The 14,355-nt window shown below is 70.9% G+C and carries 15 protein-coding genes and 1 pseudogene; 10 read left to right on the forward strand and 6 right to left on the reverse strand.

Features of this window, described 5'->3' with window-relative positions; genetic code table 11:
- The first annotated feature begins 61 nt into the window (after nt 1–61).
- Nucleotides 62–739: a hypothetical protein gene (locus QSK20_RS31150; protein WP_285792198.1), complete on the forward strand. Its 678-nt coding sequence runs from the start codon at nt 62–64 to the stop codon at nt 737–739.
- A 141-nt stretch (nt 740–880) separates the two neighbouring features.
- On the opposite strand, the gene QSK20_RS31155 is transcribed toward QSK20_RS31150, so the two are convergent.
- Nucleotides 881–1,282 carry a hypothetical protein gene (locus tag QSK20_RS31155; protein ID WP_285792199.1) on the reverse strand — a complete coding sequence of 134 codons (402 nt, stop codon included), beginning with the start codon at nt 1,280–1,282 and terminating at the stop codon, nt 881–883.
- An 86-nt stretch (nt 1,283–1,368) separates the two neighbouring features.
- Between QSK20_RS31155 and QSK20_RS31160 the strand changes: the two genes are divergently transcribed.
- The 4 genes from QSK20_RS31160 to QSK20_RS31175 all read left to right on the forward strand — a co-directional run bounded on the left by QSK20_RS31160 (nt 1,369) and on the right by QSK20_RS31175 (nt 5,915).
- Nucleotides 1,369–1,758: a nuclear transport factor 2 family protein gene (locus QSK20_RS31160; protein WP_285792200.1), complete on the forward strand. Its 390-nt coding sequence runs from the start codon at nt 1,369–1,371 to the stop codon at nt 1,756–1,758.
- Nucleotides 1,759–1,966: 208 nt separating this feature from the next.
- On the forward strand, nt 1,967–3,244 hold the full coding sequence (locus tag QSK20_RS31165) for a S8 family peptidase (RefSeq protein WP_285792201.1): 1,278 nt from the start codon (nt 1,967–1,969) through the stop codon (nt 3,242–3,244).
- Between the two features lie 77 nt (nt 3,245–3,321).
- Nucleotides 3,322–4,590, forward strand: coding sequence for a S8 family peptidase (locus QSK20_RS31170; RefSeq protein WP_285792202.1), 1,269 nt, complete (start codon nt 3,322–3,324; stop codon nt 4,588–4,590).
- A gap of 80 nt (nt 4,591–4,670) precedes the next feature.
- Nucleotides 4,671–5,915: a S8 family peptidase gene (locus QSK20_RS31175; RefSeq protein ID WP_285792203.1), complete on the forward strand. Its 1,245-nt coding sequence runs from the start codon at nt 4,671–4,673 to the stop codon at nt 5,913–5,915.
- 23 nt (nt 5,916–5,938) lie between these two features.
- Here the strand turns inward: QSK20_RS31175 and QSK20_RS31180 are convergent, their stop codons facing one another.
- The gene (locus QSK20_RS31180; protein ID WP_285792212.1) at nt 5,939–6,841 is read right to left on the reverse strand and encodes a LysR family transcriptional regulator; all 903 of its coding nucleotides are present in this window, start codon (nt 6,839–6,841) and stop codon (nt 5,939–5,941) included.
- A gap of 201 nt (nt 6,842–7,042) precedes the next feature.
- On the opposite strand from QSK20_RS31180, the gene QSK20_RS31185 reads away from it, so the two are divergent.
- Both QSK20_RS31185 and QSK20_RS31190 read left to right on the forward strand, forming a co-directional pair.
- A complete protein-coding gene (locus QSK20_RS31185) occupies nt 7,043–7,462 on the forward strand; it encodes a VOC family protein (protein ID WP_285792204.1) in 420 nt (139 codons plus the stop codon).
- 52 nt (nt 7,463–7,514) lie between these two features.
- Entirely contained in the window at nt 7,515–8,255 is a 741-nt protein-coding gene (locus QSK20_RS31190) for an SAM-dependent methyltransferase (RefSeq protein ID WP_285792205.1), read from the forward strand.
- Between the two features lie 56 nt (nt 8,256–8,311).
- Here QSK20_RS31190 and QSK20_RS31195 read toward each other — a convergent pair.
- Nucleotides 8,312–8,503: pseudogene (locus tag QSK20_RS31195) on the reverse strand (cyclic-phosphate processing receiver domain-containing protein); the annotation flags it as partial.
- Nucleotides 8,504–8,915: 412 nt separating this feature from the next.
- Between QSK20_RS31195 and QSK20_RS31200 the strand changes: the two are divergent.
- On the forward strand, nt 8,916–9,371 hold the full coding sequence (locus QSK20_RS31200) for a lamin tail domain-containing protein (protein WP_285792206.1): 456 nt from the start codon (nt 8,916–8,918) through the stop codon (nt 9,369–9,371).
- 248 nt (nt 9,372–9,619) lie between these two features.
- On the opposite strand, the gene QSK20_RS31205 is transcribed toward QSK20_RS31200, so the two are convergent.
- The gene (locus QSK20_RS31205) at nt 9,620–10,054 is read right to left on the reverse strand and encodes a hypothetical protein (RefSeq protein ID WP_285792207.1); all 435 of its coding nucleotides are present in this window, start codon (nt 10,052–10,054) and stop codon (nt 9,620–9,622) included.
- Between the two features lie 285 nt (nt 10,055–10,339).
- Between QSK20_RS31205 and QSK20_RS31210 the strand changes: the two genes are divergently transcribed.
- Entirely contained in the window at nt 10,340–10,597 is a 258-nt protein-coding gene (locus tag QSK20_RS31210; protein ID WP_285792208.1) for a hypothetical protein, read from the forward strand.
- Nucleotides 10,597–11,367: an HAD family hydrolase gene (locus QSK20_RS31215; RefSeq protein WP_285792209.1), complete on the forward strand. Its 771-nt coding sequence runs from the start codon at nt 10,597–10,599 to the stop codon at nt 11,365–11,367. The genes QSK20_RS31210 and QSK20_RS31215 overlap by 1 nt, the downstream gene beginning before the upstream one ends.
- Before the next feature lie 295 nt (nt 11,368–11,662).
- On the opposite strand, the gene QSK20_RS31220 is transcribed toward QSK20_RS31215, so the two are convergent.
- Complete coding sequence (locus QSK20_RS31220) at nt 11,663–12,865, reverse strand: helix-turn-helix domain-containing protein (RefSeq protein WP_285792210.1); 1,203 nt, start codon at nt 12,863–12,865, stop codon at nt 11,663–11,665.
- 346 nt (nt 12,866–13,211) lie between these two features.
- Nucleotides 13,212–14,216: an NsdA family TPR-like regulatory protein gene (locus QSK20_RS31225; protein WP_285792213.1), complete on the reverse strand. Its 1,005-nt coding sequence runs from the start codon at nt 14,214–14,216 to the stop codon at nt 13,212–13,214.
- Nucleotides 14,217–14,355: the final 139 nt, after the last annotated feature.

Raw genomic sequence — 14,355 nt, forward strand, 5'->3', positions numbered from 1 at the left:
GTCGGTAGCGTCGCTGCTGCGCCTCCCTCACGAGGCTTTCGACCAGGTTCCAGGAGACACGATGAGAACGATGCTGAGCCGCCTGCTCGCCAGTGGAGCGATCACGGCCGGGCTGCTACTGGCGACCGGAGCGCCCGCAGCAGCCCAGACGACGATCGACATCAATCCGGGCAACGTGCCCACCACCGCTGCCGAGGTCACGCAGGTCTGCGACCCGAACCTCGGCGGCGGCCCCTACGTGGGCCAGGACGTCTGGGTGTTCAACCTGCCGGGCGACCAGCAGACCGCCGGCGTCTTCGAGTCGGTGACGGCCACCTTCGACACGCCGAACGGACCACTGACGGTCACCATCCCGGACGACGGTGGCGCCATCGTGAACACCATGGGGACCAGCAAGGCGTGGATCCGCCTGCCGGCCGGTTACACGCTGCTGGACGCGACCGCCGTCATCTCCGGCAGCGCCGACTTCTTCGTGCTCACCCACACCTGCGCGGCCCTGCAGCCCACGCCCACACCGACGCCCACCCCGACCGGACAGCCGACACCGACACCCACGGCGACCCCCACGCAGCCACCGACCCCGACGTCCACCCCGTCCGGGCAGCCGACGCCCACCAGAACGCACCTGCCGGTCACCGGCGAGTCGAGCATCTCGACGCTGGTGCCGCTGCTCACCCTCGGGATGGCGTCCATCGTGACCGGTGCCGCGCTGCTCTGCCTGCGTCGTCGCCGGAGCTGACCGGTACGGACCCTGGCGAGCCCGGCGGTGACGACGAGTCGCCGCCGGGCATCGGCCCGCCGGTGGCGGGCCGGGGGTCTCAGGCCGGTTCTCGGTGCCCGGCCGATCAGCGCGGTAAGCGTTTCGTGGCACCCCGGCCGATCAGCGCGGGAAACGGTTCGCGGTGCTCCGGCCGATCAACGCCATGACCGCCGTGCCGGCGGCCGAGCCCAGGGCCATCAGGGCCGCGCCGATCGGCCAGAGACCGGGCTCGGGGCCGGTGACGGCGGTGACGACGAAGGCCAGGGTGAGCACGACCGGGATCGCCGCCAGTGCTGCCACCACCTGGTGCTTCCGTCCCGCCAGGAAGGCCAGCGCTCCCACCACCAGGGCCAGACCGACGACCTGCCACGCCTCGTACGGCCCGGTCTCGGCACCGGTGACCGGGTCCAGGTCCTTCTCCCGGTCCCAACCGAGGAACGCCAGGTACGCCACGGCAGCGGCGACGGCGAGCCCCACCGTCCAGAGCACCGGCCGGGCCGGTCGACGCGACTTCTCGTCCATGCGCTCCACCCTGCCGATCCCGAGTCGAACACGAGAAGGGTACGCGTACCCGGTTACGCCCGGTCCCATGCGGAAGGAGATCACCGGTGATCGACCGGTCCAGCGTGACGGCGTGGGTACGGCGCTACGAGCGCGCATGGCGGACCTCGGGCACCGACCAGCTCGACGGGCTGTTCACCGTTGACGCGACGTACCGGATGACGCCGTTCGAGCAGCCGAGTCAGGGTCTCGACGCCCTTCGCGTCCGGTGGGACGCCGAACGCGCCGGCCCGGACGAGGAGTTCACGATGGACTTCGACGTCGTCGCGGTCGACGACCCACGGGCGGTGGTCCGGCTGGAGGTGCGGTACGGCCCGCCGGACCCGCAGCACTTCCGCGACCTGTGGATCCTCGACTTCGTTCCCGACGGCCGGTGCCGGGCCTTCGAGGAATGGGCCTTCCGGTCCGAGCGTCCCGCCCCGCGCCGGGCATCCTGACCGGACGCCACGTCGGCCCACCCGATGCGCCGGACGACGTTCTGATACATCCGGGCCGCTTCTCTGTCACCCTGCGATAAAAAGACGCCTGACGATGCGTTGGCTGTTCTTCCGGCCCCACCTGCCTCGGTAGATTCCGAAAACCCATCCGAGGCCATCCACTCGATCAGCGAGTGTCGGACCGGCCTGAGCAGAAAGAGGCTTGGAGATGGATCTCCCGCGCCGGGCGTCCCTCGCCCGATCCCGTCGGCGTCGACTGGCCGCCCTGGCGGTCGTCACCGCCACCACGCTGGTCGCCGCCGTCCTCGCCACCCCGGCCGTCTCGGCACCCGGATCCGAGCTCGCCCCGGGCCCCGTCGGGGAGATCCGGGGCGCCGACGCGCCGACCGCCGTCCCCGGCACGTTCGTCGTCGTCCTCGCCGACAGCGCGGTCGGCGGTCCGGCCGGCACCCGACAGTCCGCCGTGTCCACCCTGGCCACCGACGTGACCGGTCGCTTCGGCGTCCGACCCGACCGGGTGTGGGGTGACGCCCTCAACGGGTTCTCCGTCCGTACCTCGGAAGCCGTCGCCCGCCGCATCGCCGCCCACCCCGCCGTCGCCTACGTCGAAGCCGACCAGACCGTCCAACTCGCCACCACCCAACCCAACGCACCCTGGAACCTCGACCGCCTCGACGCCACAACCGGCCTCGACTCCACCTACAGCTACCAGAGCCAGGGCAGCGGCATCCCGGTCTACGTCATCGACTCCGGAATCCACATCACCCACCAGGAGTTCGGCGGCCAGGCCTACTACGGCTACGACGCGATCGACGGGACGTTGCCCGCCGAGGACTGTTCCGGTCACGGCACGCACGTGGCAGCGAACATCGGCGGAACGACGTACGGCGTGGCCAAGAACGTGGCGCTGGTCGCGGTCAAGGTGGTCGGGGACTGCACCGGAATCCCCAGCACCCTCGCGATGGTGATCAACGGCATCAACTGGGTGGCCGCCGACCACCAGCCCTGGGATCCGCCCGCCGTCGCGAACATCGCGTTGCTGACCGGGGTGAGCAGTGCGGTGAACACGGCGGTGGCGAACCTGGTCGTCGACGGCGTGACCGTGACGGTGGCGGCGGGCAACTCGAACGCCAACGCCTGCAACTTCCCGCCGGCCTCGGTGCCGACCGCCCTCACCGTCGGCGCGACCCAGTCGAACGACGCCCGGGCCAGCTTCTCCAACTACGGCACCTGCCTGGACCTCTTCGCCCCGGGCGTGAACATCATGTCGGCGGTGCACCTGTCGAACACCGCCACGACGCCGCTGAGCGGCACGTCGCAGGCCTCGGCGCACGTCGCCGGTATGGCCGCCCGGGTGCTCAGCAACAACCCGACGTGGACTCCCGCCCAGGTGGCCGGTTACCTGACCAGCGTCGCCAACCCGGTCGTGATCAACCCCGGCACCGGCTCACCCAACCGTCTCCTCCACATGTCACCGCTGCTCTGAACCGACCGGCCCGACGAGAACCCACCGGTCGCCCACCCGAACGGTGGTGGGCGACCCGAGTAGAAGGAGACGTGGAGATGCAACCATCGCGCCGGGTGACCTCCGCCCCGCCCCGCCGACGTGGGTCGGCAGCCGTGGCGGTCCTCGCGACCAGCGCCCTGGTCGCCGCCGTCCTCGCCACCCCGGCGGCCGCCGACCCCCGCTCCACCCGGACGTCGAGCGCCACCGGAGCGATCCTGGGTGCCGACAACCCGACCGCCGTCCCCGGCAGCTTCGTCGTCGTGCTCCGGGACAGCGCGGTCGGCGGTCCGGCCGGCACCCGACAGTCCGCCGTGTCCACCCTGGCCACCGACGTGACCGGTCGCTTCGGCGTCCGACCCGACCGGGTGTGGGGTGACGCCCTCAACGGGTTCTCCGTCCGTACCTCGGAAGCCGTCGCCCGCCGCATCGCCACCCACCCCGCTGTCGCCCACGTCGAAGCCGACCAGACCGTCCAGGCGGCCAACCAGCCGAACGCCCCGTGGAACCTGGACCGGCTCGACGCGTTCTCCGGCCTCGACACCTGGTACAACTTCCAGAGCCAGGGCACCGGGGTCCGGGCGTACGTCATCGACAGCGGCATCCGGATCACCCACCAGGAGTTCGGCGGCCAGGCCTACTACGGCTACGACGCGACCGACGGCACGCTGCCCGCCGACGACTGCGCCGGCCACGGCACGCACGTGGCCGGCACCATCGGCGGCACGACGTACGGCGCCGCGAAGGACGTCGTCCTGATCGCGGTGAAGGTACTCAACTGCTCGGGTGCCGGCACCATCTCCGGCGTGCTCAGCGGGATCAACTGGGTGATCGCCAACAACGTGCCCGGCGGGCCGCCCGCCGTGGCGAACGTCGGACTGACGAGCAGTCCGAACGTCTCGTTGAACACGGCGGTGGCGAACCTCGTCACCGACGGGGTCGTGGTCACGGCCCCGGCGGGCAACTCCAACGTCAACGCCTGCAACGTCTCGCCGGCCTCGGTGCCGACCGTGATCACCGTCGGCGCGACCCAGTCCAACGACAGCCGGGCCACGTTCTCGAACTGGGGTAGTTGCCTGGACCTCTTCGCCCCCGGGGTGAACATCCCGTCGGCCATGAACACCTCGAACACGGCCGTCGCGACACTGAGCGGAACGTCGCACGCCTCGCCGGCCGCGGCGGGCATCGCCGCCCGGGTACGCAGCAACAACCCGACCTGGACCCCGGCCCAGGTGCACGCCTACCTGACCAGCGTCGCCGTTCCGGTCGTCACCAACCAGGGCACCGGCTCGCCCAACCTCCTCCTGCACATGTCGCCCCTGCTCTGACACTCCGAGCCGACGACCGTCGCGCCGCCGACCGTCGCGCACCATCGACCCGAGCACCGACCCGAGCCGGAGGTCCGAACATGCCACCGTCCCACCGCTCCACCACACGCTTCCGCCGACGGGCCCTGGCCACCGTGGCGGCCCTCGTCGCCGGCACGCTGGTCACCGGCCCGACCACCCCGGCAACCGCCGACGCCGGTCACGTTTCGAGCATCGGTCGGATCCTCGGTGCCGGCCACCCGACCGCCGTCCCCGGCAGCTTCGTCGTCGTGCTCACCGACAGCGCGGTCGGTGGCCGGGCCGGCACCCGGCAACCCGCCGTCGCCCGGCTGGCCACCGAGGTGACCGGCCGCTTCGGCGTCCGACCCGACCGGGTGTGGGGCGACGCCCTGAACGGATTCTCCGTCCGCGTATCCGAAGCCATCGCCCGCCGCATCGCCACCCACCCCGCCGTGGCCTACGTCGAAGCCGACCAGACCGTCCGACTCGCCACCACCCAGCTCAACGCGCCCTGGAACCTGGACCGGCTCGACGCGCCAACCGGGCTCGACCTCACCTACAGCTACCAGAGCCAGGGCAGCGGAGTTTCGGTGTACGTCATCGACTCCGGAATCCACATCACCCACCAGGAGTTCGGCGGCCAGGCCCAGCTCGGCTACAACGTCGGTGGCGCACCGGTCTGCGGCTTCCACGGCACGCACCTCGCCGGCACGATCGGCGGCACGACGTACGGGGTGGCCAAGGACGCCACCCTGATCTCGGTCAAGGTGACCGACTGCGGCACGTCGAGCACCTGGGCGGGCGTGATCAGCGGGGTCAACTACGTCACCGCCCAGCACCAGGCCGGGACGCCCGCCGTGGCGAACATCGGGGTGACCGGCAGCGTGCACACTGCGGCCAACACGGCGGTGGCGAACATGATCGCCGACGGCGTCACGGCGGTGGCGCCGGCGGGCAACTCCAACGCCAACGCCTGCAATTTCTCGCCGTCCTCCGTGCCGACCGCCGTCACCGTCGGCGCGGTCCAGTCGAACAACGCGCGGGCCAGCTTCTCCAACTGGGGCACGTGCATGGACATGTTCGCCCCCGGCGTGAGCATCACCTCGGCCTCGAACACCTCGGACATCGCCGTCACGACGGTGAGCGGCACGTCCCAGGCCTCGGCGCACGTGGCCGGGCTGGCCGCCCGCGTGCTCGGCAACAACCCGACCTGGACGCCCGCCCAGGTGCACAGCTACCTGACCAGCGTCGCCACCACGGGCCTCGTCACCAACCCGGGTACCGGCTCCCCCAACCGCAGCGCGTACCTGGCGCCGACGTACTGAACGGTCCGCGTCGCCCCGGTGCGTCAGGCCCCCTCGTCGGCCTGGCGTGCCGGGTTGGCGTCCGTGGCGGCCCGGACGAACTCCCGGACCCGGGCCGTCGTGTTGCTCTCCAGCCAGACCAGGCCGCGGTGGATCGGCGGCGCGTCGTGGATCGGCACGTACGCGACGTCCGGGCGCGGGTTGTACCGGCGGGTGTGCTCGCCGACCGGCAGGACGCCCCGCCCCAGCGCCACCAGGGAGATCATCTCGGCGAAGGTGCGGCCCGCCGGCCCCTTCGGCACCGGCCGTCCCGACGGGGTCCGGTCGGGCGTACGGTCGCGCTTGAACGCGGTCGACGTGACCGCCGGATACTGCACCACCGGGTGGTCGGCCAGCACCTCCAGGGAGACCGACTCCGCCCCGGCCAGCGGGTGGCCGGCGGGGACGGCCAGCAGCCGGCGCTCCGCCAGCAGCGGCGGTCCGCAGGCCATCCCGTCGAACGGGAACGAGGCGATGAGCAGGTCGACCGAACCGTCCACCAGGCTGGCCCGGGAGTTCGCGAGCTGCGCCTCGTGCACCTCGACCGCGCACTCCGGATGACGCCGCTCGAAGAGGCTCACCGCCCGGAGCAGCGTCGGCGCCGTCCACTCGCCCAGGAACGCCACCCGCAGCCGTCCGGTGACCCCCCGACCGGCTTCGACGGCCCGGCGTACCGCCTCGGTCATGCCGGCGACCAGCGGCGTCAGGTCGTCCGCCAACTGCCGGCCGATCGGGGTGAGCCGCACGACGCGGCTGGTCCGCGCGAAGAGCGGTGCGCCGATCCGGCGTTCCAGCTTCCTGATCACCTGGCTGATCCGGCCGGTGGTGACCCGGAGGCGCTCGGCGGTCCGGCCGAAGTGCAGCTCCCCGGCGAGGGTCAGGAAGATCTCGACCTCGTGCCGTTCCAGTGGCAGTCCACCCGGCCCGGTGGTGCCCGGTTCCCCACCGGCACCGCCCGGCGTCTCTTCCACCTGTCCGCCCCTCACCGACCCATCGTTGACTCTCGCTAAACGATCGTAGCGTGATCGGGTCTTGGTGCCCCGGCGGGCAGGGCGAAGAGTGGAACCCGTCAACCCACCTGATCCGCGACCTGGAAACGAGGTAGCACCATGCTCCGAGTGACGGCCTTCGACCACCTGGTGGTCCGCGTGCACGACGTGGAACAGGCCCTGGACTTCTACTGCGGACGGCTCGGGCTGGAGCCGGTCCGGGTCGCCGAGTGGCGGGCCGGCACCGCCCCGTTCCCGTCGGTCCGGGTCGACGCGGAGACCATCATCGACCTGGTACGCGGCGACGGCACGGCGACGCTGGACCACCTCTGCCTGGTGGTGGAACCGCTCGACTGGCAGGCGGTGGTCGACTCCGGCCGGTTCGACGTCGTCGACGGCCCCGGCCCTCGATTCGGCGCGCGGGGCAACGGCGAGTCGCTCTACGTCCGCGACCCGGCCGGCAACACCGTCGAACTGCGCTGGTATCCCCAGGACCAACCTTCGGACGAGGGCAGGATCGCGGTCGAGGGCCTCGTCTGAACCCCGACGAAACCCGTCGCGCGGTCGATCGGGAACCCGGCAAACTGCGTCGATGACCTCCACCGACGACCTTGCCGCCGCGCGCTACGCACACATGCGGTGGAACGCGCCGCTGTCCGAGGAGCACGCCGCCCTGCTCCTCGACCGGCTCGCCACCCCCGCTGGCGCCCGGGTGCTGGACCTCGGATGCGGATGGGGTGAACTGCTCCTCCGGGCGGTCGCCACCGGCGGCGCGGGCACGTCCCCGACGACAGGCACCGGTGTCGACACGAACGACGCGGATCTCGCCCGAGGCCGCGCGCTCGCCGCCGAACGGTCGTTGGACACCAGGGTGACCTTCGTGCACCGGGACGCGTCCGCCTGGACGGAGCCGGCGGACCGGGTGCTGTGCGTCGGCGCGTCCCACGCCTTCGGCGGCTCGGCTGCGGCCCTCGACACGCTCACCGGACTCGTGTCTCCGGGCGGACGCCTCCTGTTCGGTGACGGGTTCTGGGAGCGCCCGCCCACGCCCGAGGCCACCGAGATCTTCGGCGACCAGACCATGACGCTGGCGGACCTCGCCGAGCAGGCCCGGGCGTCGGGCTGGCGGGTGCTCCACCTCAGCACCGCCGGCCAGCGGGAATGGGACGACTTCGAGGCCACGTGGCGGGCGGGCCGGCAGGAATGGTTGCTGGCGCATCCCGACGATCCCCGGGCGGCCGACGTCCGCGACGAACTCGACAACCAGTTACGCCAGTACGTCGGCGTCTACCGGGGCGTTCTCGGTTTCGCCTATCTCGTCCTGGGCCACTGACCCGCCCGGCCGTCACGAGCGGGCACGCGAATCCGCCGGCACGCGCCGCCGGGTGCCTCGACGACCGGCCAGATCGTGTCGTCCCCGCCAAGGTCGTGATCCAGCCACAGCTCGTCCAGCCGACGTCCGCGATGGCGCTCCAACACCTCGACGCCGGCCGCGCTGGTGCGTGCCACCTGCGCCGCGCGGCCGTCCACGAACGATCGAAGGTCGTCGACCAGCACGATTCGGGGCTGCTTCCCGGTAATCACGGCGCCATCCTTCGCGCCTTGTTTCCGCACCGCCACCGCAAATCGGCCCGTGCCTGCCGTCGGAGCCGCCAAACGACCCGACCTTTCCCGAATACGGCCGCCCCACAGACACCCCCATCGGCACGGCGCGGAATCGGGCCGACAACGGTTTCCTCTATGTCGTCATGCCCCGCCCGACAAGGGGCCACGAATGGCTCCCGGTAGTCGATCCCTGACCCTCCGGTCGGTCTGCTGCCGATCCCCGGAAGGTCACATCGCGGGGTCTGGCCGGTCGTAAACATCATTTTGCCCCTCGCTGACGCAGAGGTGTCAGGTCGTTTGTCGTTACGCTCTGGCCCACGTGATTCCACTGTGCTCTCACCGGTGATCAGGTTCTTTGGGGTCGTCACTTCCAGTCCAGGGGGACAGCTTGACCAGAAGATTGATCAGCATGATGTCGGCGCTCGCCATCGCTGTCGGCGGGGCCTTCGCCGCTGCCAGCCCAGCACAGGCCGCCACGCCGCCCGTGATGATCACGAAGGTCTACTACAACTCGCCGGGCAGCGACACCGGCTCCAATACGAGCCTGAACGGCGAGTACATCCGGCTGACGAACAAGCGCAGCACGGTCGCCAACCTCAAGGGCTACTACGTCCGCGACAAGGCGGGCTACGTCTACTCGTTCACGAGCGACGTCAAGGTCGCCGCCGGAAACAGCGTCATCATCTACACCGGCAAGGGCACCAACTCCAGCACCAAGCGTTACTGGGGCCGCTCCTGGTACGTGTGGAACAACGACGGGGACACCGCCTACCTGCGGAACCCCTCCGGCAGCCTCGTCGACAGTTGCAGCTGGGGCAAGGGCAGCGGTTACACCAACTGCTGACCCTCTGCGCCCCACCGCCAAACGCCGGCCCGCCTGGCAGGTGGGCCGGCGTCCTCGGTCAGGTCTGCTCGCCGCCACCCGACAAATGCGCGTGGCGGGCTTCGCCGAGTCCACCCTGACGCCGCCGGCCGCAGAACTCCTACCGGAACCGGACCCACCGACTCCGCACCCTGGCAAACCCGAGATCCTCTAGCCGGACGCGTCACCCACCTGCCCTGGACCGACGTGCCAGGTCCGGTCGGTTCGCGCTAGCTCCGGCTCCGCTTGACAATCGCGCGGGTCAGGAGAACCACCCAGCCGATCGCGGCCAGCGCGCCAGCCACGGCGAGCCCGGTGAAGAGCAGCCACGTGCTGCCGCCCTGGGCAGCGAAGACGCCTCTACGGGCACCGGTGTCGCGGGCCGCCACGGTGGCCCCTGGGGTCAACTCATCCGGCCCGTCGTAGACGATGACGTCGTTACGCGGCGTCCCGTCCCCGTCCGGGACGAAGTCGCCGTGCCAGGTGCAGTTGCGGCCGCACGTCTCGTAGCGCGCGATGAATGTGCCCGCCGTCCCGTCACCGGACCTCGCCTGCCAGGCCGAAGCGACATCGGGTACGGCGAGGGCCAGCCCGAGGAGGGCGAAGAACGGAAGCCCAGCCCAGAGCAGGAACTTCATCCCCCAGCCAGCCGTCCCATTCGCCACGGGCACACCGTAACGAGGCCGGTCCAGCTGCCACCCCGCCACCCACCGCCGCGTGGCACCATCCGGTGGCACCGAGGTCGGGGCTGGCGCGCGGCGTCGGCGGCGCTGATCAATGATCAGCGTGTCCGCTGCTCACTGGTGCTACTTCCGGGCTGAGGTGACTGACCCCTTGCCCCCTCGATGTCAACTGGCGGCAAGGCGGCCGGCGCAGGAGCGCGGGATGGCCCCGGCGAGGATGTTGAGCGACGTAGGCCAGCCGCTCGGGGTCGTCCGGCGGGAGTGCACGTGCAGCATGCCGGCCGGAAGGCCGTGTCCGCTCTGGTGCACCACGTGCGCGAGAACGCAAAGCGAGATCGCGCCTCGTATAGGCTGATGACCGTGGCTGTCAATCCCTCGGTTGACCTTGAGACCTTTGTCGGGCGAGTCGGCGAGCAGGGCGAATCCGCGACGCGCCGATCGAAGCGTCAGTTGCGACGCGAGGTATCCGAGCAGTGGTGTCGGGAGCTCATCGCGATGGGCGTCATCGAAGACCGCCTCAGCTGATGCAACCGGTCGTCCTATTCGACCTAGACGGGCTTCTGATCGACTCCGAGCCGATCTGGGACGCGGCAAAGCGTGAAGTGTTCGGCCCGCTCGGCCTGCACCTCACGACGGAGATGCAGGCGGCGACGCGCGGCATGCGGCAGAGGGACATGGTGGCCTACTGGTTCGATCGAGCCACCTTTCAAGCCGACCCCGACGACGTCGAGCAGCAGATCGTAGCCGCAGTGTGCCGCAGGCTGAGGGAGGGAGTGGCGGTGAAGCCCGGCGCCGATCACGCCGTCGCGACGTGTGCGCGTGCGTCGAGGGCGATGGCCGTCGTGTCATCGTCGCCGGAGTCGGTGATTCGGCATGCGCTCGCGAGCGCCGGCCTCGACCGATTCTTCGATGCCGTGTTCTCGGCCGAAGACGACGAATACGGCAAGCCCCACCCGGGCGCCTATCTCCGGGCCGCCGCCGCTCTCGGTGCGTCACCCGACGAATGCGTAGTGATCGAGGACTCGCTCAACGGCGTCCTCGCTGGCGTGTCAGCCCAGATGACGGTCGTCGCCGTTCCCGAGGCCGCTGATCGCTGCGATCCGCGCTTCGCGATTGCCACTCTGGTACTGGAGTCCCTCAAGCATCTCGATACCTCTGTACTCGGTGCCGCCGTGTCCAGGGGAAACCGGGGCGCCACGTGGGCATCGCGTGCTGCCCTCCTGGGGAGCGGGCCGCAGCCCGGCCCGCCACGTCAAGCGAACTCTGACGCACGTTCGGGCGCTTTGAACCCCTGACCCCCTCGATGCGGACTGACGGCGAGCCGGTCGGATCGGGTGTCGTCCGAGGTCATCCGGCCTGTTGAGGCTCGTCCGGGTCGGGCTCGGTCGGCTCGGTTGCTGTACTTCGCTGCTGTACTTCTTCGGCTGCGTGCAGGACGTTGCGGGCGGCGGTCGCCACCGGGCAGCCTGCGGTCCGGCAGGTGTGGCAGTGGCCGTCGGGTCCGGGCCGGTGATCGCGGAGGACGGTACGAGCGGTGAGGATCAGTCGGTTGCGGATCTGCGCCAGGGACAGGTGAGGGCCGGTCACCGCTCACCCCACCCCGAGGGTCGCGGCGAGCTGAGCGAGTGTCGGCGGCGCGGCGGTGTTGCGAGCGACCTGGGCGAGGATGTCCCGGCCGGCTGGTCGGTGGCGGATCTCGGCCGGCGCTATCCGGTCGGCCTCGATCAGGTTCCGGCCGGCGGTGACCGGGGCGTCGGCGTGCAGGTACGCGCAGGCGACATCGATCAGGTACGCGGCGCGGTGCTCGGTCGACAGCCACCGCCAGCCGTCCCGCGTGGTCACCTGCTCGTGCAGGGTCATGGCCTCCTCCACGTCGCCGCGTTCCGCCGCTCCGGTGACCCGGGCCAGCTCGACGGCCGTCGGGCCGAATCCCGTCCGGTGGTGGTCATGGCCGTCGCCCACCCGCGCCGCCATCTCGGCGGCTTCGTTGATCAGCTCGACAGCGGTGCGGTCGTCCCCGGTGCGGGCGGCGGCCAAGGCGGCCTGCACCAGCAATGTCCCGCACAGGGACAACTCGGCCGCGTCGCCGAACTCGACCACCGGTGGGGCGATGCGGTACGCGGCGGTCAACATCATCGACTTCGCCACCCGCACCCGCCCCGAGGCGCGCAACACCTGACCGAGCTGCACGGCAGCGGCAGCCGCCAACACCCGGTCGCCGGTAGCAGCGGTCATCGCCCGGTCGACCGCCAACCACGCAACGTCGGGAGCGCCGAGCTTCACCAGCAGCGCGGCCGTCACCCGGTACGTCTCCACCAGCGGCATCCGACCCCTGCCGGGATCATGGGCATGGGTGCGTTGCGTGTCGGCCACCAACTGGGGCAGCAGATCGACCACCTGCGGGTAGCGGGCGTGCTGGAAGGTGGTCCAGGCGTGGGCCATCTCCCGTGTCAGCCTCTCGGCCGGCATGACGGGGCGGCGGGGAGTCGGCCGCCCCAACGCAATTTCGTACGTCGACAGCGCCGTCCGGATCCGCTCCACACCCTCGACTCGCTCGGTCACCCCTGCCGGCTGGGCGTCCCGACCGAGCAGTACTGCCGTGTCGATCCGCAGGACGGCGGCGATGTCCTGAAGCGTCGACACCTTGTCCAGCGAGCGGACACCCCGCTCGACCTTGTCCACCCAACTCTTCGACTTACCGAGCCGATCGGCCAACACCTGCTGCGACAGCTTCCGCCGCCCCCGCCAGTACGCCACCAGTCGCCCGACCGGCAACAGCTCACTGCTGTCCACGACGCCACCGCCGGTCCGGAACGGCCCGAGTAGCTTCCTTGGCCGGTACGCGATCCGCTTCCGCCTGCGCGAGAATCCGCTGCCGGGCGGCCTCACGCTCCGCTGCCTGGATCCGCTCGCCTCGACTCTCGGACGGAGCGTCCTCGCTCATCCCTACCTCCGCTGGTAGGGGCGCGGCGGCGTGCTCTGGAAGGACCGACACCGCCGCACCCGGTTCCAAGCGGGTGCGCAGTCCGTTCCCGTTGCCGGTCTGTACGCGTCGATCCCGCCCTCGATCACAGCATCGAGTGATCGGGCGGTCACCTGAAGGTGCCGCGTGTCCTCTGGACGGACCCGCTGTCCGCTGTCAGGCGGCAGGCCGGTACGTCTCGTAGACCTCGCGCAGCGCCGATGCCTCTGCCGCACCGGTCTGCTCGACCCGCCGGAGCACCTCTCGTGCCCGCCACCAGTTCGACGACGCCACCCGCCCAGAACGGATCGCCTCGGCAGCGACCGCACTGGCTTCGTCGGGCTGGTCAGCCGCGACCAACGCCAAGGCCAGGTCGAGGCGGGCCGAAGCGGAGCGTCGGGGCCGGTCGCCACCGTCCCCGTGCGGATCCAACTCCGCCAACGCGACCCGGGCGACCTGTGCCGCCGCCGGGTCGCCCGCCCAGGACAACGTCGTCGCCGTATACGCCAACGCCTTCGTCGGGTCGTACCGGTAGTGATGCTCGGCCCGCTCCGGCACGGGCAGGTTCGCGGTCAACCGCTCCAAGCGGTCCAGCGCATCGCGGGTCCGCCGGACATCACCCACCCGCGCCCACACCCGCGCCTCCTGCGCCGTGGCCTGGATGTGCGCCGAGCTTCCCCGAGGCCCCACCCGCTGGGCCTGCTCAGCCAACTCGATCGACTGCCGGTGCTCCCCCCGGGTCAGCCGGTCCCACGCCTGGGTCTCCAGGCACCACGCCTGGATCTCCGGATGCTCGCCGTGCTCGGCGAGCTTGGCAGCCGCAACCAGGTGCGCGCCCGCTGCGGAACGCTGCTGAAGATCGATATGCACCGTCGCCCGCAGCACGGTCAACCAGCCGCCAGCGACGATCAGACGCCGCCGCTGCGCAAGGGTGCCCCGGCCGTCGAGCAGCCGACCCACGTACGCCAGATGCCGCCGCACCATCGGAAGCAGGTCCACCGGCCGCGTGGTCGCGTACGCGCTCGCCAGGTCGTCGACGCCCGCCTCGATCCGGCTCAGCGTCTCGGCGCTCACATCACTGGCCCGCACCCGAGCCAGCAGCTCATCGGCCTCAGCGTCGTGGTCGACAGGCTCACCGACAAGCCGCGCAAGCGCCCCGCCAGCCCGAAGAACCTCATCCAGATGCCGGGCCGTCTCAGAGAGTGTTGGGTAACTGGAGGGCTACTTCTGGTTGAGTTCGTTGTTGAGGCGTCGGGCTGCTTCGGTCTCGATGGGGCCTTGCGGTTCGATGTCCTCACCGGCGAGGCGGGCAGCCATCAGG

This window comes from Micromonospora sp. NBRC 101691, from assembly GCF_030269285.1.
Taxonomy (GTDB): Bacteria; Actinomycetota; Actinomycetes; order Mycobacteriales; family Micromonosporaceae; genus Micromonospora; species Micromonospora echinospora.